This window comes from Pseudarthrobacter sp. Pseusp20, assembly GCF_059492155.1.
Window position 1 is genome coordinate 3,199,332 of record NZ_CP168521.1, and the last position, 17,373, is coordinate 3,216,704.

The 17,373-nt window shown below is 67.0% G+C and carries 16 protein-coding genes; 8 read left to right on the forward strand and 8 right to left on the reverse strand.

From position 1 onward, the window contains the following. Window positions 1-232 precede the first annotated feature (232 nt). The 3 genes from mnmA to ACEN9K_RS14750 all read right to left on the reverse strand — a co-directional run bounded on the left by mnmA (window position 233) and on the right by ACEN9K_RS14750 (window position 3,455). A complete protein-coding gene (gene mnmA, locus ACEN9K_RS14740) occupies window positions 233-1,363 on the reverse strand; it encodes a tRNA 2-thiouridine(34) synthase MnmA (RefSeq protein WP_026265662.1) in 1,131 nt (376 codons plus the stop codon). A 151-nt stretch (window positions 1,364-1,514) separates the two neighbouring features. Next, window positions 1,515-2,744, reverse strand: coding sequence for a cysteine desulfurase family protein (locus ACEN9K_RS14745; RefSeq protein WP_018768529.1), 1,230 nt, complete (start codon window positions 2,742-2,744; stop codon window positions 1,515-1,517). A 45-nt stretch (window positions 2,745-2,789) separates the two neighbouring features. Next, window positions 2,790-3,455, reverse strand: a complete 666-nt coding sequence (locus ACEN9K_RS14750; RefSeq protein ID WP_268003323.1) for a helix-turn-helix transcriptional regulator — start codon at window positions 3,453-3,455, stop codon at window positions 2,790-2,792. Window positions 3,456-3,543: 88 nt separating this feature from the next. Here ACEN9K_RS14750 and ACEN9K_RS14755 point away from each other — a divergent pair, with 88 nt between their 5' ends. Further along, complete coding sequence (locus ACEN9K_RS14755; protein ID WP_018768531.1) at window positions 3,544-3,966, forward strand: hypothetical protein; 423 nt, start codon at window positions 3,544-3,546, stop codon at window positions 3,964-3,966. 179 nt (window positions 3,967-4,145) lie between these two features. Here the strand turns inward: ACEN9K_RS14755 and ACEN9K_RS14760 are convergent, their stop codons facing one another. Next, entirely contained in the window at window positions 4,146-4,790 is a 645-nt protein-coding gene (locus tag ACEN9K_RS14760; protein ID WP_018768532.1) for a hypothetical protein, read from the reverse strand. Window positions 4,791-5,034: 244 nt separating this feature from the next. Between ACEN9K_RS14760 and ACEN9K_RS14765 the strand changes: the two genes are divergently transcribed. From ACEN9K_RS14765 to ACEN9K_RS14780, 4 genes are all read left to right on the forward strand, one after another. Further along, complete coding sequence (locus ACEN9K_RS14765) at window positions 5,035-5,979, forward strand: J domain-containing protein (RefSeq protein WP_018768533.1); 945 nt, start codon at window positions 5,035-5,037, stop codon at window positions 5,977-5,979. 23 nt (window positions 5,980-6,002) lie between these two features. Next, window positions 6,003-6,470, forward strand: coding sequence for a tRNA (cytidine(34)-2'-O)-methyltransferase (locus ACEN9K_RS14770; protein ID WP_018768534.1), 468 nt, complete (start codon window positions 6,003-6,005; stop codon window positions 6,468-6,470). 215 nt (window positions 6,471-6,685) lie between these two features. Next, window positions 6,686-7,294 (forward strand): sigma-70 family RNA polymerase sigma factor, encoded by a 609-nt coding sequence (locus ACEN9K_RS14775; protein WP_018768535.1) that lies wholly within the window; start codon window positions 6,686-6,688, stop codon window positions 7,292-7,294. A gap of 10 nt (window positions 7,295-7,304) precedes the next feature. Continuing rightward, complete coding sequence (locus tag ACEN9K_RS14780; RefSeq protein ID WP_495635711.1) at window positions 7,305-8,177, forward strand: anti-sigma factor; 873 nt, start codon at window positions 7,305-7,307, stop codon at window positions 8,175-8,177. Window positions 8,178-8,256: 79 nt separating this feature from the next. On the opposite strand, the gene ACEN9K_RS14785 is transcribed toward ACEN9K_RS14780, so the two are convergent. From ACEN9K_RS14785 to ACEN9K_RS14800, 4 genes are all read right to left on the reverse strand, one after another. Continuing rightward, window positions 8,257-9,036 (reverse strand): PIG-L deacetylase family protein, encoded by a 780-nt coding sequence (locus ACEN9K_RS14785; protein ID WP_018768537.1) that lies wholly within the window; start codon window positions 9,034-9,036, stop codon window positions 8,257-8,259. A gap of 4 nt (window positions 9,037-9,040) precedes the next feature. Beyond that, the gene (locus ACEN9K_RS14790; protein WP_018768538.1) at window positions 9,041-9,988 is read right to left on the reverse strand and encodes an electron transfer flavoprotein subunit alpha/FixB family protein; all 948 of its coding nucleotides are present in this window, start codon (window positions 9,986-9,988) and stop codon (window positions 9,041-9,043) included. Between the two features lie 13 nt (window positions 9,989-10,001). Continuing rightward, window positions 10,002-10,793, reverse strand: a complete 792-nt coding sequence (locus ACEN9K_RS14795) for an electron transfer flavoprotein subunit beta/FixA family protein (RefSeq protein ID WP_018768539.1) — start codon at window positions 10,791-10,793, stop codon at window positions 10,002-10,004. A 239-nt stretch (window positions 10,794-11,032) separates the two neighbouring features. Beyond that, on the reverse strand, window positions 11,033-12,604 hold the full coding sequence (locus ACEN9K_RS14800) for a S1C family serine protease (protein WP_495634597.1): 1,572 nt from the start codon (window positions 12,602-12,604) through the stop codon (window positions 11,033-11,035). 283 nt (window positions 12,605-12,887) lie between these two features. Here ACEN9K_RS14800 and ACEN9K_RS14805 point away from each other — a divergent pair, with 283 nt between their 5' ends. From ACEN9K_RS14805 to ACEN9K_RS14815, 3 genes are all read left to right on the forward strand, one after another. Continuing rightward, on the forward strand, window positions 12,888-14,936 hold the full coding sequence (locus tag ACEN9K_RS14805; protein WP_018768542.1) for a TPM domain-containing protein: 2,049 nt from the start codon (window positions 12,888-12,890) through the stop codon (window positions 14,934-14,936). Between the two features lie 107 nt (window positions 14,937-15,043). Continuing rightward, entirely contained in the window at window positions 15,044-15,832 is a 789-nt protein-coding gene (locus tag ACEN9K_RS14810) for a PspA/IM30 family protein (RefSeq protein ID WP_018768543.1), read from the forward strand. Window positions 15,833-15,923: 91 nt separating this feature from the next. Next, entirely contained in the window at window positions 15,924-17,348 is a 1,425-nt protein-coding gene (locus tag ACEN9K_RS14815) for a cryptochrome/photolyase family protein (RefSeq protein WP_495634598.1), read from the forward strand. The last annotated feature ends 25 nt before the right edge of the window (window positions 17,349-17,373 follow it).

A 17,373-nucleotide genomic window follows, 5' to 3' on the forward strand; every position in this document is an offset into this window, starting at 1 on the left:
GGCACATGGGCGTGGGTGCCCCTGCCCCGGAGCACAGGGCTGATCCCTAGATTCAATCAGAGAGTCAGCCCTCGGGACGGCCAATTTGTGAGTTGAAACACAAAATTTATCTCATTGGTACCCCTGCCCACTGGTCGGACTGCGGATGCAGGCGCCTGAGGGACAGGAATCGGCCGGAAACGCCAAAGCACCGCCCCGGCGACAACCGGGACGGTGCTTTGGGATGGTGTGGCTAGAGCGCGGCGCGCTGCAGCGACCGGGCGGTGTCGATGGTGGCCTGGCCCAGTACCCGGCTGCCCTGGTAGAGCACCACTGTCTGGCCGGGGGCCACCCCCCTCAGGGGCGTCACCAGCCGGACCACCAGCTGGCCTCCGGCTCCGTCCGTGGCAGGCTCCATCCTGGCAGTGGCCGGCACCGGGTCCCCGTGCGCCCGGACCTGGGCGTAGCAGTCGAACTCAGCTCCCGTTTCCACCTCGGCGATCGGAAGTCCCGCCCAGGACACCTTGATGCCGCGGATCTCGTCGATCGCCAGCAGCGCCTCGGGACCCACCACCACCTTGTTTTCCTTGGGCCGGATTTCCAGGACGAAGCGGGGCTTGCCGTCGGCAGCGGGAGTTCCGAGTTTTAGTCCGCGCCGCTGGCCGACCGTGAACGCGTTGGCTCCCGGGTGCTCCCCCACCTTCGCGCCGGTCTCGTCGACAATGTCGCCGGTGGTCATGTCGATTTTTTCCGCAAGCCAACCCGCCGTGTCGCCGTCGGGAATGAAGCAAATGTCATGGCTGTCCGGCTTGTTGGCGACAGACAGGCCCCGCCGCTCCGCTTCGGCACGCACCTCGACCTTGGACGGGGTGTCGGCCAGCGGGAACATGGAGTGCTTGAGCTGTTCGTGGGTGAGGACGCCAAGGACGTAGCTCTGGTCCTTGGCCCAGTCCGCGGCGCGGTGCAGTTCCCGGTTACCGTGGGCGTCTTCGATCACCTTGGCGTAGTGGCCGGTGCACACGGCATCAAAGCCCAGGGCGATGGCCTTTTCCAGCAGGGCCGCGAACTTGATGCGTTCGTTGCAGCGCATGCAGGGGTTGGGCGTCCTGCCGGCCGCGTATTCATCGATGAAGTCCTGGACGACGTCTTCCTTGAAGCGCTCCGAGAAATCCCACACGTAATAGGGAATGCCCAAAACGTCGCAGGCGCGCCAGGCATCCCGGGAGTCCTCAATGGTGCAGCAGCCGCGGCTGCCCGTGCGCAGGGTGCCGGGCATGCGCGAGAGGGCCAGGTGGACGCCGACGACGTCGTGCCCGGCCTCCACCGCGCGGGCGGCGGCAACAGCGGAGTCCACTCCGCCGCTCATGGCTGCTAGTACTCGCATGCTGGCCTTCTGTTGGGGGATATGTTCTTCCGGGCCGGGCTGGGACCCACCGGCAGCGGAAACGATCTTCGCCTATCTATTCTACGGTGGCAGGCAAATCGGCCGGCACGATCCAGGCCGGTATGGGCACGAAGAACGTCGGGTGGCGCGTTCACACGCCGCGCAGCGCCTGCCGCGCCACGGTTCCTGCTGTCTGGATGGAGGACTCGTGCCCGGCCATGCCGGCCTGGCGGGCCCGCGCATAAGCCTCCGGAAGCGCCCTCAGCAAAGCATCAACGTCGGCCTCGGTGGACGCGTGCCCCAGGCTGAAACGCTGGGCTCCGCGTGCCGTTTCCTCGTCCAGGCCCATGGCGAGCAGCACGTGGGATGGCCGCGGCACGCCGGCGGTGCACGCCGAGCCGGTGGATGATTCGACGCCGGCCAGGTCAAGAAGGAACAGCAGCGAGTCACCTTCGCAGCCGGGGAACGTGAAATGGGCATTGCCTGGCAGCCGTCCTCCGTGGGGTGCCCCGCGGAGGACGGCCTCCGGAACGCTTTCCCGGACGCCCTCGATCAGGCGGTCACGCAGTGCGGCAACCCGCGCCGCTTCCGCCGGCAGCCCGGCGGTGACGGCCTCCGCGGCGGCAGCGAAGGCAGCGATGGAGGCGGTGTCCAGCGTGCCGGAGCGGACATCACGTTCCTGGCCGCCGCCGTGCTGTACCGGCGTCAGTTTTACAGCGCGGCCCAGCAGGAGTGCGCCCACGCCCACCGGGCCGCCGATCTTGTGTCCGGAGATGGACATCGCGTCCAGGCCCGATTCCTTGAAGTGCACCGGGACGGAGCCGAATGCCTGGACGGCGTCCGAGTGCACGGGGACGCCGGCGGCATGGGCCAGCTCAACCACCCGGTGGATGGGCTGGATGGTGCCCACCTCGTTGTTCGCCCACATCACGGTCACCAGGGCCACGGCGGCGGGGTCGCGCGCGAGCTCGGCTTCGAGGACGTCGAGGTCCAGGACACCCTTGCCGTCCACCGGCAGCCAGGTCACGTCGGCACCCTCGTGGCGTTCGAGCCATTCGACGGTGTCCAGCACCGCATGATGTTCGACGGCGGAGCAAAGGATGCGGCGCCGGTGTGGGTCCTCTGCCACGCGGGACCAGTACATGCCCTTCACTGCGAGGTTGTCCGATTCGGTGCCTCCGGAGGTGAAAATTACCTCGGAGGGGTGGGCTCCCGCGGCCGCTGCGATCACCTCGCGCGCATCCTCAACGGCACGGCGCGCCCGGCGTCCCGATCCATGAAGCGACGACGGGTTCCCGGTCCGGGCCAGTTCACGCGTCAGGGCGGCGAGCGCCGCTGCGGACAGCGGAGTGGTGGCGGCATGGTCGAGATAGGCGGGCATCCCCCAATTCTATCGTGGCCTGCCGCCGCATCCCCGGGGAGCCGGTCAGTCCCCGCCGGTAATCCTCGCGCAGCAATGGCCGGCGCCGGCAGCTGGGGCAACGCGCTCTTCCGGACTGCCACACCCCACCGCGGCCCCGCGCAGGAAGGCGCCGTTCATATCGCACACCACTGCCGCATGTGCCCGCGACAGGCGGTGGAACGGGCAGTTGGGAAGCAGGTAACCGCCCTCGCCGTCGTGCTCTGGCTGGTAGCCCGATTCGGTCAGGAACTCTTCCAGGTCCCCCGCCGCTTCCGCCAGTTCCCGGCCCTTCAGGAAGGCGGCCGCGCGGAGCGACTCAGCCACAGGCGCGCCGTCGGCCTGGGAGGCTTCGATGGCGGTCGCCATGAGTTCCCCGGCGAGGTCATAGTTCCGGTCCGGCACCGACGCGCCGATTTCACTCCCCACTGTCCGGTACATCTTGGCGGGGCGGCCGGAGCCCGGCCCCGTCCTTCCTGCGGGCTTGTGGAACTCCACCGCCAGCAAACCGTCCTGGACCAGCCTGTCCAGGTGGAATGACACTGTGCTGCGGGCCATGCCTGCGGCCTCGGCAACATCGTCGCGCCCCAGCGGCCGTGGTGATGATGCCACGAGCTCGAAAAGATGCAGCCTCTTGGCGTCCGTCAGCGAGGCAACGGCAGCAATCCTGTCAGCCCAGGGAAGTCGGTACATAATGCCCACCAATCCAAAGTCAAGATCTATTGATTATAGAACGTGCGCTTTCTAAAATGGGCATACCTACTTTTAGAAGGAGAACACCATGAAATCAGCGTCGGCAGTGCGGGCCCAGCACGCATCAACCACCATGCCGGCGGCCCGGCAGGCGTTCGTGCTGCTGCGTACCGTCTTCACCGTTGCTCCGGTCCTTTTCGGCCTGGACAAGTTCACGAACATCCTGACTGACTGGACCATCTACCTGGCGCCCCAGGCAACAGCGGTGGTGCCGCTGCCGCCCCAGACCTTCATGTACATCGTCGGCGCAGTGGAGATCATCGCGGGCATCGTCGTGGCTGTCCGGCCGAAGTATGGTTCGCTGCTCGTGGCGGCGTGGCTGGCAGGGATCATCGTCAACCTGCTCCTGCTGGGAAGTTTCTACGACGTGGCCCTCCGGGACTTCGGGCTGCTGGTCGGCGCGCTGGCCCTTAACCGGCTGTCGATGGGGACCAGCCGAACTGCTGCCTGACGCCGCTGGCGCCGGCCAGGCGCAAGCACTACAGACAGCGCACAGCATTACTCACGGCGCGGAGCGTTGTGCACACCCAAAGCCGCCGGCAGCTGAGCCCTCCAGCCGCCGGCGGTTTTACGAGCCGGACCCCGCGCCCCAGCCCTGCAACAGGGCCCATGCATGTACGCTGTCCGGGCTCAAGCAGACGGAGGCAGCAACGGCAGGTAGCGGACCACCTCGTCGCGCGCCGTGGCCAAGGTGGCCGGATCCGGGCAGGACACGGATATATAGGCCGAGGAGCCTGCGGTGCCGAAGACCCTCGCCAGCACGGCGGTGGACCTTCCGCCGGGAGCCGTCTGCTCCAGCGCCAGCACTTCCACATTCTTGCCGGGAGCCTCGGGGGTACCACCCCACCGCAAAGTCCCGGTCTTCAGGTACGAGGGCTGGATGGTGGCGTCCAGGTACTGGAAAAGGGCGACGGACGATTCACGGTCATCGCCGCGGACCAGCGGCCCCTGGCCCGTACTGACCCGTGCGGCGACAACGCACCCATCCGCCTTAACGTATTCGCTGGCGCCCGACACGTTGTCCTTGGTGACCTTCCAGCCGGGCACGTCCCTCAGCCCGTCAGAAATTCCCACCGGCACCCCGGGCGCCAAGGTGCCACCGGCGGCAAAGGGCAGGTCCCGTCCCGCCACTGCAGCGGCGTCGTGGCCCGGGGTGATGGTTGGCGTGGACAGAACGGGCGTGCTGGCAGGGGCAGCAGGCACGGAAGGATCCCGGACGTCCACGCTGCAGCCGCCAAGAAGCACCGCAACCAGGCCTGCAATGGCGGGCTGCACTCCCCGGTTCCATGCCCTGCCGGCCCGTCCCGCCGTCGTCGGCATATCCGTCTCCAGTCCGTCGCATCCCCTTCGGCCGGTGTCCGGCCGCGCAGGCAAGAGTCTAGACGCCGTCCGCCGGGAACCTGGAAGCCCCGGACATTCGTTGTTACGGCAGGCCCATCAACCGTGCTGGCTAGACTGGGCGGGCACTTTGCTTTCCCTGCGGAGAATTAAGACGCCGCGCATCAAGAAAAGGAAGATCTTGACCGAGAGCAGCAGCTCCCACTACCAGGTCCTTCGCGTGGCCGTCACCGCCACCGAAAAGGAAATCAAGGTGGCGTACCGGCGCGCTGCCAGGGCGGCACACCCGGACCACGGGGGTGACGCCGCAACCTTCCGCCGGGTGACCGCCGCGTACGAGACCCTCATCGATCCGCAGCGCCGGAAAGCCTACGACCGCACCTATGGCGCGGGTGCGGTCCGTGACACGTCCGACGGCGGCGCCCACTTTGATGCGCCCGCCGCCGGAAGCCGGGCCTCTGCCACCGTCCGCAGGCCGGACAACGGCAGGAACACCGCAGGCGACCCGCCGGTCTACGTTCCGCCGTACGAGGCAGCTGGCTCCGCGGTCCCGCTCATTCCCCTTGCCCAGGCCCGCCAACAGGTACACGGGATGCCGCGGAAACGGGGTATCTTCGGTGCCGAGGCCCGCATCCAGCGCGAGATGCGCACCGTTCAGCTGCTGACCCGGCAGGTGCTTCCGGCCATCCCGGCCGCGCGGCTCATCAACGGCCTGCAGTCGCCCGCGGACAACAGCCACATCGACCACGCGGTCCTGTCCGGCTACCGGCTGGCCCTGGTCAACTCCATGCTGCTGCCCAAGGGCGCCTATGCATGGGACGGCCGGACCCTCAACCACGGCGGCCGCGCGGTGGCACCACCGCAGCTCGCCCGCGTGGTGTGGGCCATGCAGGACATCTTTCCCGAGCTGAACGTCACCGGATGGACCGTGGTGCACAGCCCGGACGGCAACCTCCACGAACCCGTGATCGACCACCACCGGCGCCCCGCGGGCGCCCTGGAGACCGTCCAGATCGTCAATGCCGCCGGCATGGTGCGCGGCCTGAAGGAGTTCCTGGCATCGGGCCCTGCCCCGAACACCGTCAACGTTCCGGTCCTCGCAAGGCTGCTGCGGGGAATGCACTAAGAACGGATCGCTAGGATGGGGAGGTGTTCCGCATCCTTTTCCATGCCCCAGAAATCCCCGGCAATACCGGCAACGCCATCCGCCTTGCCGCAATCACCGGCGCAGAGCTGCACCTTGTGGAACCCCTGGGGTTCGACTTCTCTGACGCAAAACTCCGCCGGGCGGGCCTCGACTACCACGACCTCGCCGTCGTCACTGTGCACAAGTCGATCGAAGCCGCCTGGGAGCACCTTCAGCCCGGGAACGTTTACGCCTTCACCTCTGACGGCACCACCAGCTACACGGACATCACCTACCGTCCCGGTGATGTACTGATGTTCGGCCGTGAATCCGTGGGACTGCCGGCGGAACTGAAGACCGATCCCCATGTAACGGCCACCGTGCGCCTGCCCATGCTGCCGGCCCTGCGTTCCCTGAACCTCGCAAACGCCGCCTCGATTGCCGTGTATGAGGCCTGGCGCCAGCAAGGTTTTCCGGGGGCCAGGCTGTAGCAGTCGTCCGGACCGGCGCCCCCTCCCAGGAGCCATGCAAATTCTTCAGCCGCCGTCCCATCCGCCCCGCCTCCGGCCTCGAATGGCTCTTGACGACATTCGAGCGGAGCAAGGAGCGGCAGGTGACACTACTGGAGTCAGGATCCAGGCAGGCAAGCCGCAACCGGCACGGCAGTGCTCAGGATTCGCCGCCCGGAGACTTATGCTTGGACTTAATGGAAACTCCCAACGCGCCAAATTCCGAGGGCTCCGCCGCGGTGACTGACCCGCCGGCAGACCTCAGCCAACGCCTGTCAATCCTGCTCGCGGGCATCGCCCGCGGAGACCAGGCGGCGTTCGCCGAGTTCTACCAGTTGACGTCCCGCAGGGTCTTCGGCATGGCACGGCGCGTCCTGATCGATCCCGAACTCAGCGAGGACACCACCCAGGAGGTCTTCCTGCAGGTCTGGCAGAACGCGGCGAAGTTCGATCCGCAGGCAGGGAGCCCGCTTTCCTGGCTGATGACCATCTCGCACCGGCGGGCCGTGGACAAGGTGCGCTCGTCGCAGTCTTCCACCGACAGGGAAGCCAGGTACGGGGCCAGCACGCAGGACATCGACCACGACAGTGTTTCCGACGAAGTGGGCAGCCGGCTTGAGGCTGAGGCGGTGGTCCGCTGCCTGGGGACGCTGACCGAAACACAGCAGGAATCCGTGCGCCTTGCCTACTACGGCGGCCTCACCTACCGGGAGGTCGCCGAACGGCTGAACGCAGCCGTGCCCACCATCAAGTCCCGCATCCGCGATGGACTGATCCGATTGAAGACCTGTTTGGGGGTGAGTTGAGATGAGCGGTATGGACGAAGGGCGCAGTGGACGTTCGGGTTCCTTCGGCGACGCTGTCGCCATGGACCTTGCGTCAGGCCGCGCCGTTGACCTGGCCGAGCTCTACGCCCTGGATGCGGTCACGGAGCAGGAACGCGACACCATTGACCAGTACATCTCCTCGGCCCCGGCAGCGGAGCGCCTGGCCTTCCTGGACCGCGTCCGGCAGTCCCGCGAGGCGCTGGCGCGCACTTTCCGGGTGGAGGAAGAACCCCCGTCGGACCTCTTCGAGCGGATCATTGCGCAGCTTCCTGCCCAATTCCCCGGGCAGGAGGGGCTGCCCGGTGGAGCCGTACCGGCCGCAGGCACCCCGCCAACCCCATTTGAAGGCAAGCCTGCAGGGCCGGAAGCTCGCGATGAGCTGGCGCAGGCCCGCAAGCGCCGGGAGGACCGGCGCGGCGCTTCCGGCGCCCGGCGCTGGCTGGTCGGCGTGGCAGCTGCAGCAGCCATTGCCCTGGGCGGCGTGGGCGTTGGCGCCTACATTGCCGACCAAAACGATCCGGTCAACCAGGTGGCCAGGGCCGGGGACCTGCGCGAAGCTTCCGTGAACGTGGTGGGCGGCGGCAAGGCCATCCTCCTGATTTCAGCGTCGGAGGACGCGGCCGTAGTGAAGATGAGCGGCGTGCCCGCTCCCCCGGCGGGCAAGGTCTACCAGATGTGGCTGATCCCCAAGGACGGCTCCGCACCGGTGTCGCAGGGCCTCATGGACGAACAGGCCCTGTCCAAGCCTGCGGTGGTCCAGGGCATCCACTCGGCCGCTTCACTGGGAATCACAGTTGAGCCGGCGGGCGGGTCCAAGGCCCCCACCCTGCCCACGGTGGCGGCAGCCCCGCTGGGAGCCTGACCCGGCCCCGGCATCAGCCGTCAAACAGTAAAGCGCCCCCGGTTCCTTCCTGAGGAAGGAACCGGGGGCGCTTTCCAACTCAAAAGCCTGCGATGGTCCCGGGCCCGTTGATTGCCACCACGTGGAAGGCTTCCGCGCTGTGCCCCTCCGGCAGCCCGGCCCGTGCGGCATTGAGCCGCATACCCTGCCGGACGGCGGCTTCCATGGCAGCCACGTCAGGATGCTGGCTGACGTGGACATGGATGGCGGCCAGCTTGGCGTCCACCTGGGCGGTGACGTCCACGAAGTGGTTCTCCCGTTCCTCGGGTCCGGCGTAAAGCCACAGCCACGGCAGCTTGTAGGCTGCCAGGCCGGCTTCGGCCAGTTCCGGGTAGGCGAACGGGTTCTCGAGCGCGGGATACACGGCACGTGTTACCGCTTCCCCCACGGCCAGGTGGTCGGGATGGCTCTTTTGGATCCGCTGCCAGTTCCGTTCCGGATGCATGGCGAGGACGACGTCGGGACGGAGTTCCCGGATCAGCCGCACCACCCCTTTCATCACCTCGTGCGACGGCTCGAGGTACCCGTCCCGCTGGTGAAGGTAGTGGATGTCGGTGACGCCCACCAGTTCCGCGGCACGGCGCTGCTCGGCGTCGCGCATGGCGATGATGTCCGCGCGGTGCGCCGGGTCGAAGCCGCCGGCGTCGCCGTCGGTCATGATGCAGTAGCTGACCTCCACGCCGGCCGCCGTCCAGGCGGCAACGGTGCCGGCTGCGCCAAAATCGATGTCGTCAGGGTGGGCCGCAAAACAGAGCACCCGCCCAACCCGGTGTATGTCCGGGTTGAACGGGCTCCCTGCCTGCCTGTGGGAGGCAGTCAACGATTCAGCCTTTTCGCTTCTTGATCTCGGCGGTGGCCTGCGGGAGGACTTCGAACACATCGCCGATGATGCCGAAATCCGCAATCTCGAAGACCGGGGACTCGGCATCCTTGTTCACGGCAACGATGACCTTGGACGTCTGCATTCCGGCTTTTTGCTGGATGGCGCCGGAGATGCCTGCGGAGATGTACAGCTGCGGGGAAACTGTCTTGCCGGTCTGCCCCACCTGGGCATCGTGGCTGATCCAGCCCGCGTCCGTGGCGGCACGGGAGGCGCCCACGGCGGCACCGAGGGCATCGGCCAACTCTTCCACCGGGCCGAAGTCGCCGTCCATGCCGCGTCCGCCGGCAACCACGATCCGTGCGTCCGTGAGGTCGGGCCGGCCGCTGGCCACCTTCTGCTCACGGGCCGTGATCCGGGCGGCTGCAGCCACCGCGGGGACCTCAACCGTCGCTGTTTCGGGCGTTGTGGGTGCAGGGGCAGGTTCCGGGGTGACGTTGTTGGCCTTCAGGGTCAGCACGGAAACCGGGGTGGTGGCTTTGCAGTCCGTGTTGTACGAGCCGGCCAGGACGGACTTGTGGGCAGTGCCGTCCGGGTCCACGGCCACCACGTCAGTAATGACCCCGGCGTTCAACCGGATAGCCGCCCGCGCCGCGATCTCCTTGCCTTCGGGCGAGTTGTCCAGCAGCACGATGCCGGCGCCGCTGGCTTCAGCCGCGGCGGCCACGTAGGCGGCCTTGGGTGCCACCAGGAAGTCATCCAGGTCCTGGGCAGACGGGCGCAGGATGCTTTCCACGCCGTATTCGGCGAAGGTGGCTGCGGCGCCGTCGGAAAGGTCTCCGTTGAGCGCCACGGCGCCCCCGCCCAGGGAACGGGCCAGGGTCAGCAGCTCAAGGCTGCTCTTCTTGAGCGATTCGCCGGGGTTGTCGATGAATACGAGTACTTTTGCCATGTCGATGTCCCTCTTAGAGCAGCTTCTGGGCGGCCAGGAAGTCAACCAGCTTGATGCCGGCGTCGCCCTCGTCGGTGATGATGGTCCCTGCAGTCCGGGGCGGCCGCTGTTCCGCGCTGGCCACGCTGGTCCAGGAACCGGCGAAGCCGACCTGGGCGGGGTCCACACCGATGTCGGCCAGGGACAGTGTGGTGATGCTCTTGCGCTTGGCTGCGATGATTCCCTTGAAGTTGGGGTACCGGGGCTCGTTGATCTGGTCCGTCACGGATACGACGGCGGGCAGCGGCGCCTCCACGGTCTCCGAGGAGGTATCCGCGTCGCGGCGGGCCGTCAGCCGGCCGCCGTCGACCTCCAGCGTGGAGGCAAAGGTCACCTGGGGCAGCCCGAGCCGCTCCGCCAGCTGCGCCGGGACAAGCGAGGTTTCACCGTCGGTGGAGGCCATGCCGGTGATGACCAGGTCCACGTCGCCCAGGTGGCGGACGGCCGCTGCGAGCGCAAGCGACGTGGCCGCGGCGTCCGAGCCGGCCAGGGCGTCGTCCGTCAGGTGAACGCCCTCGGTGGCGCCCATCTGCAGCGACTTCTTGACGGCGTTGACGGCTCCGGAGGGTCCCATGCTCAGGGCGATGACCTGGTTGCCCGCTTTGCTCCCGCCCCTCGCCTCGGCCAGCTGCAGCGCTGCCTCGAGGGCGTACTCGTCAAGCTCGGACAGAATGCTTTCATCGCGGTCCACCGTGTTGCCCTCACCGTTGAGATGACGGTCGAACTGGGCGTCCGGTACATGTTTGACCAGGACTACGATCTTCAATGTCTCTTCCACTGTGTTTACAGCAGCCTTCCATGCTTGTGGACAGCCAGCCGGGTGGGTCATGGCCGCGGAATGCCCGGCAGGCGGGTAGCTCCTAGCTAACCATATCGGCGCGCCCCTGCGCCCTCTTCCGTTAACGCCTGTGTCAGGCCCTCACCGTGGCTCAGCATGACGACGGCGGCGCCCCCTTGGATGGGAACGCCGCCGTCGTCATTGCTGCACGATGCTGCTGCCTGGCCTCAGCTGGCTGCGGCACCCAGCGTGACGTCGAATGTCTGTTCCTTGCCGCTGCGCTGGACCGTGATCTTCACGGTGGAGCCCGCCGGCTGTTCGCGGACGGCCGCGGTCAGCTGGTTCGGTTCGCCGATGGTGAGGTCGTTGAACTTGGTGATGACGTCACCGACCTTGATACCGGCTTTTCCTGCGGCAAAGTTGGGGTCAACGGTTGCCACGTCGGCCCCCACCGAGAATTCGGAGGAGGCACCCGACGTCTTGGCCTTGACGCTGACACCCAGCTGGCCGTGCGAGGCCTTGCCGGTGTCGATGATTTCCTGGGCGACGCGCTTGGCGTTGTTGATCGGGATGCTGAACCCCACGCCGATGTTGCCGCTCTGGGAAGTGGACGTCCCGGAGCCCGCGGAAGCAATGGCGACGTTGACGCCGATGATCTCGCCCTTGCTGTTCACCAGGGCGCCGCCGGAGTTGCCAGGGTTGATGGCAGCATCAGTCTGGATGACGTTGATGGCGATGGATCCCTCGCCCGCGCTTTGCTGGCTCTGGCCGCCGCCCGGAGGGGCGAACTGGAAGCCCTGGTCGCCGCCCTGGCTGTTGTCGCCGCCCTTCGGGGCTGCGGACGATGCAACGCTGATGGTCCGGTTGAGCGTGGACACGATGCCGTCCGTGACCGTTCCGGTCAGCCCAAGCGGGGAACCGATGGCGATGGCCGTATCACCCACGTTCAGCTTGGAGGAATCACCCAGGGTGGCAGGGGTCAGGCTTGACGTGTCGTCCACCTTGATGACGGCGAGGTCGGACAGGGGGTCGGTGCCCACCAGCTTTGCCGGCAGGACCTTTCCGTCACTGGTCCGGATTTCGAGGGTGGCATTGGCGGTCTGGCCATCGAGGGTCACCACGTGGGTGTTGGTCAGGATGTGGCCTTGGTCGTCAAGGACGATGCCCGAACCCGTGCCCCCTGAGCTGCCGCTGGTGGCACTGATGGTGACGACGCTGGGCGAGGCCTTCACGGCAGCCGCGGTAATAGCGTTGACGTCGTCCTTGTTGTTGACGATGACCGTGCCGGGCTGGCTGTTGCTGCCGACGGTTGAAGTGCTGGACCCGGTGTTCCCAAACAGTTCGCCGGCACCCACCGTAGCCACGCCGCCTCCCACAAGGCCTGCTGCGAGGATGCTGGCCACGAGGGTACCGACGCCAAAGGTTGCCTTCCGGCGCGGCGCGTCCTTGGGATTGGGGGTGTAGCCGGCGTTGCCGTTCGGCGTGCCGGGGCCCCCGCCGTGAACGGGCTGGCTATCGTGGTGCTGCTGCTGGCCGTAGTATCCGGACTGGCCGTAAAACGGCTGGCGCTGCGGATACACCGGACGTGGAGCTCCGGGCAACTCCTGGGTGTGGTCGCGCTGCTCCGCACCGCTGTAGCCGCCGGGCTCCTGGTCCGCGGTCCCGTTCCCATACTGAGTGGCCACCTGCCGGTCACCGGGCTGCTGCGCGTTCTGCTGCTGGCCCTGCCGCTGCCACGGGTTCCGGTTGCCCGCGTGGCTGTCCTCCGGGACCGGTCCTGGGGTTTGATTCTCAGTCATGGGACTTCCTTTCATCCTCGTCTGCCATTAACTATGGACCGTCCCGCTGGAACAAGCTCGGATGTTTGCTGAGAGCTTCCTGAACGTTCCGGTCATGTCCTTCTGGAGGGCGGGGCGTTTCGCTGGGGGCATATTCGCCGTCATGGACTGGCTGTGGGGTGCACCATAGAATCAAAGATGAATTGCCACAGCGACCTGCGGCTTCACACCAAGCGTGGGGGCGCTGTTGGATTCGACGACTGATTCGTCCCGAATCGGTGTCAGGCGTGCTGAAGGGTTGCACATGCGGTCAAAGTTCAAACGTTTCCTCGCCGTGATCGGCCTTGCCGGGCTGCTGGCGGTACCCGCCGGCGCCGCCTGGGCCGAAAACCCGGTCACCATCCCCTCCGGCACCAACATTGTTGATGACGCGAACGTCCTGGGCAGCCGGAAGGGCGAGGTCCAGGACGCCATCCAGAAGCTGCTGAAGGACCACAAGTACAACCTGTACGTGGTCACGGTTAAGTCTTTCGAGAACCCCACTGATCCCGCAGCCTGGAGCAATGCGGTGGCGCAGGCCAAGGGAATGGGCAAAGCAGACGCCATTCTTGCCATCGCCACCGAGCAGGGCAAGTACTACTTCTCGCCCAATTCCGCCAGTTCCATTTACTCCAAGCGCAGCAACATCACCCAGAACGCTGTCGCCGCCAACCTCGGGGCGGGCAAGCGCGACTTCGCCCAGGCTGCCATCGATACCGCCTCAGCCATCGGCGATGCCGCCGGCGGCGGCAGCGGCAATGTGTCATCCGGTGACGGGGCCGGCGCGGGCATCCTGGTGGGTGCCGGCGTGGTGGTGGCCGGCGGCGGCGCGTACCTGTATTACCGGAACCGGCGAAAGAAGGCCGCCGGCAAGGACGCGTCCAGTGGAAGCTACGGCCCCCAGGGCGCAGAACTGGACCCGCTGGCGTCACTGAGCGTGGAGGAACTCCGCCGGAAGAGCGGATCCCTGCTCATCGAAGCGGATGACGCCATCAAGTCCAGCGAGCAGGAACTCGGCTTTGCCCAGGCACAGTACGGTGATGCCGCCGTCGGAAACTTCACCAAAGCTTTGGCGGAAGCGAAGGGCCACATGACGGAGTCCTTCAAGCTTCAGCAGCAGCTGGACGACCACATTCCGGACACCGAGGAGCAGCAGCGGACCTGGCTGGGCGAGATCATCCGGCGCTCGGAAGCCGCCCTGGCCTCCCTGCAGGAGCAGAAGGCGGACTTCGACTCCCTGCGTGAGCTGGAGAAGAACGCACCGCAGGCCCTTGCGGCGGTCAACACCGGAGCCCGCGAAGCGGACGCCAAGATCGCCAGCGCGGAGCAGTCCCTTGCCGCCATGCGGTCAAAGTACGCCGACAGTGCGCTGACCCAGGTCTCGGACAACATCGTGCAGGCCAAGGAACGGCTGGCGTTCGTCCAGAACGCCTCCGAAACCGCGCAGCAGAAGCTCGGCGAGGGCGAGAGCAGCCTGGCGGCAGTGGCCGTTCGCGCAGCCGAAGAAAGCCTGCACCAGACCAACGTCCTGCTGGATGCCATCGCCAAGGTCGCCGCCAATCTCGACCAGGCCCGCAACGGCCTCGAAGCGGCGGTGGTGGATACGTCCCAGGACCTGGCCCAGGCAAAGGCCATGATCCAGTCCGGCACCCACGCCGAACTGGCCGGTCCAGTGGCAGCGGTGGAGGCCGCCCTTGCCCAGGTGAAGACCGAAATCCAGGGTGGAAAGATTGACCCCATCGCCACCCTGCAGAGGGTGGAAACCGCGCACCAGTCCCTGGACCAGGCCCTGACCGGGATCCGGGACCAGCAGGAGCAGGCCCGCCGCGCACAGGCGTCGCTGCAGCAGACCATCATGTCCGCCCAGGCCCAGATCAGTGCCACCTCCGATTACATCACCGCGCGCCGCGGCGGGGTGGGCACCGAGGCACGCACCAGGCTTGCGGAGTCGCAGCGGAACCTCGACTACGCACTCTCCATTGCCCGCACCGACCCCGTCACCGCGCTTACCTACGCGCAGCAGGCCCACGCCCTGGCAGCACAGGCCGCACAGCTGGCCCAGGCCGACGTCGAGCATTTTGACGGCTATGCCAACCAGGGCTTCGGCCGTGGCGGCATGTTCGGCGGCGGAGGCGGCGGCGGACTGGGCGGCGCCATCCTGGGCGGCATCCTGATCAACTCAATCCTCAACGGTGGCCACGGCGGCTGGGGCGGCGGCGGCGGCTGGGGTGATGGCGGTGGAGGCGGCGGCTTCGGCGGGGACGGCGGCTTTGGCGGCGGTGATTTCGGCGGCGGAGACTCCGGCAGTTTCTAAACACTTCCGTCGGAACACGCTGGAGAACCCGGCGGGCGGACAGAAGCACGACACCACTGTTCACGGACGTCAGTGGTCAACACAGAGCAGGACGAAAGGCAAACACCATGGTTAAGCAGTCCATTTTCGGCCGGATCGCGCAGCTGGCAAAGGCCAATATCAACTCCTTGCTGGACAACGCCGAGGATCCGCAGCGGATGCTGGACCAGATGGTCCGCGACTACACCAACAACATCGCCGAAGCCGAGTCCGCCGTGGCGCAAACCATCGGCAACCTCCGCATGCTGGAAGACGACTACAACGAAGACGTCAAGAACGCCCGCGACTGGGGGAACAAGGCACTGGCCGCCTCCCGCAAGGCTGACGAGTTCCGCGCCGCCGGCGACGTCGCCGACGCCGAGAAGTTCGACAACCTGGCAAAGGTCGCCCTGCAGCGGCAGATGGCGGCCGAGAACGAAGCCAAGGGCGCAGAGCCGAGCATCGCCTCCCAGCGCGAGGTGGTGGACAAGCTGAAGACCGGCCTGGACCAGATGAAGAACAAGCTCAACCAGCTGACCAGCAAGCGCAACGAACTGGTGGCCAGGTCCAAGACGGCAGAGGCGCAGTCCCAGGTGCACGACGCCATCAAGAGCATCGACATCATGGACCCCACCAGCGAAGTGGGACGCTTCGAAGAAAAGATCCGCCGCGAAGAGGCCAGGGTCCGCGGCCAGGAGGAACTGGCAGCGTCCAGCCTGGATGCCCAGTTCAACCAGCTGGAGGACCTTGGCGAGCAGACGGAGATCGAGGCCCGGCTGGCCGCTTTGAAGGCCGGCGGCGCCAAACCTGCCCTCGGCGCCGCCAACGCCGCGGAGTCCGAGGCAACCGTGGAGGAAGCGGACTTCGACAAGCTCTAAGGCCAGCCAGCACCACACAGTCGAAACCAGGCGGTGGCCGGGACCCCGTGGTCCCGGCCACCGGCATGTCCGCAGTGTGTAGCGTGGAGCCATGACCTCCTCTGAAGAGACCGCCCTGGTCTGGCTGCGCGATGACCTTCGCCTGGATGACAACCCCGCCCTCAACTCCGCCGCCGCGCTGGGCCTGCCGGTGACAGTGGTGTACGTCCTGGATGAAGAATCTGCGGGCATCCGGCCGCTGGGCGGTGCAACCCGGTGGTGGCTGCACCACTCACTGGCACGATTGGCTTCCTCCCTCGAGGCCCGCGGCTCGCGGCTGCTCCTTCGCCGGGGGCCGGCCGGGCGGGTGATTAAGGAAGTGGCTGTGCACGCCGGAGCAACGCACTTGTTCTGGAACCGGCGGTACGGTCAACCCGAGCGCAGCATCGACGCCGCGGTCAAGGAGTGGGCCGGGGAGAACGGCCTGGAGGCGTCAAGCTTCCAGGCAAACCTCCTGTTCGAGCCCTGGACGGTCAAGACAGGCTCCGGCGGCCCCTACAAGGTGTTCACTCCTTTCTGGCGGGCATGCCTTGCCGGCCAGGAGGTCCGGGACCCCCAGGAGCCTCCGGCCCGGATCCCGGGACCCCCGCAGGGCGGCCGTCTCCAGGCCGGCGACGAGCTCGACAGCTGGCGGCTGCTCCCCTCCTCCCCCGACTGGAGCGGCGGCCTCTCCGCCACCTGTACTCCCGGCGAGGAAGGCGCGCGCCACCGGCTGGCGGACTTCCTGGACGGCCCTGCCGAGGAATATGGAACCGGACGGAACCTGCCCGGCATCGAGGGAACCAGCCGTCTGTCACCCCACCTGCGTTTCGGCGAAGTCAGCCCGTTCCGGGTGTGGCGTGAGATCCGCCAACGTTTCCCGCATAAGGTGCCGGCCGACGTCGGAATTTTCCGCTCGGAGCTTGGCTGGCGGGAATTCTGCTGGCAGCTGCTGTACAACAACCCGGACCTGGCCACCCGCAACTACCGGCCCGAATTCGACCGGTTCGCCTGGCAGCAGCCGGGCAGGAGTGAGCTCGCGGCCTGGCAGCAGGGACGCACGGGCTACCCCCTGGTGGACGCCGGGATGCGGCAGCTCTGGCAGACCGGCTGGATGCACAACCGGGTGCGGATGGCCGCGGCCTCGTTCCTGGTGAAGAATCTGCTGGCCGACTGGCGGATTGGAGAGCAATGGTTCTGGGACACGCTGGTGGACGCCGACGCCGCCAGCAATCCGGCCAACTGGCAGTGGGTGGCCGGTTCCGGCGCGGACGCGTCGCCGTACTACCGGATCTTCAATCCCGTCACCCAAAGCAGGAAATTCGACGCCGGCGGCCGGTACCTGCGCGAGTTCGTTCCGGAGCTCGCTGACCTGGACAACAAGTCCATCCACGAGCCCTGGAAGACCGGGGTCCCGGACTACCCGGAACCCCTTGTGGAGCTTCCTCAGTCCCGGGAACGGGCGCTGGCTGCCTACCAGCAGCTCAAGGACGGCTGAGCCGCCCCGGCTGTGGGGTGCCGGG

Bases quoted from the DNA above. Each gene is read 5' to 3' on its own strand.
- mnmA (WP_026265662.1), bottom strand. From the start codon at position 1,363: ATGCGAGTACTAGCAGCCATGAGCGGCGGAGTGGACTCCGCTGTTGCC.
- ACEN9K_RS14745 (WP_018768529.1), bottom strand. From the start codon at position 2,744: ATGCCCGCCTATCTCGACCATGCCGCCACCACTCCGCTGTCCGCAGCG.
- ACEN9K_RS14750 (WP_268003323.1), bottom strand. From the start codon at position 3,455: ATGTACCGACTTCCCTGGGCTGACAGGATTGCTGCCGTTGCCTCGCTG.
- ACEN9K_RS14755 (WP_018768531.1), top strand. From the start codon at position 3,544: ATGAAATCAGCGTCGGCAGTGCGGGCCCAGCACGCATCAACCACCATG.
- ACEN9K_RS14775 (WP_018768535.1), top strand. From the start codon at position 6,686: ATGGAAACTCCCAACGCGCCAAATTCCGAGGGCTCCGCCGCGGTGACT.
- ACEN9K_RS14780 (WP_495635711.1), top strand. From the start codon at position 7,305: ATGGACGAAGGGCGCAGTGGACGTTCGGGTTCCTTCGGCGACGCTGTC.
- ACEN9K_RS14790 (WP_018768538.1), bottom strand. From the start codon at position 9,988: ATGGCAAAAGTACTCGTATTCATCGACAACCCCGGCGAATCGCTCAAG.
- ACEN9K_RS14800 (WP_495634597.1), bottom strand. From the start codon at position 12,604: ATGACTGAGAATCAAACCCCAGGACCGGTCCCGGAGGACAGCCACGCG.
- ACEN9K_RS14805 (WP_018768542.1), top strand. From the start codon at position 12,888: ATGCGGTCAAAGTTCAAACGTTTCCTCGCCGTGATCGGCCTTGCCGGG.
- ACEN9K_RS14810 (WP_018768543.1), top strand. From the start codon at position 15,044: ATGGTTAAGCAGTCCATTTTCGGCCGGATCGCGCAGCTGGCAAAGGCC.
- ACEN9K_RS14815 (WP_495634598.1), top strand. From the start codon at position 15,924: ATGACCTCCTCTGAAGAGACCGCCCTGGTCTGGCTGCGCGATGACCTT.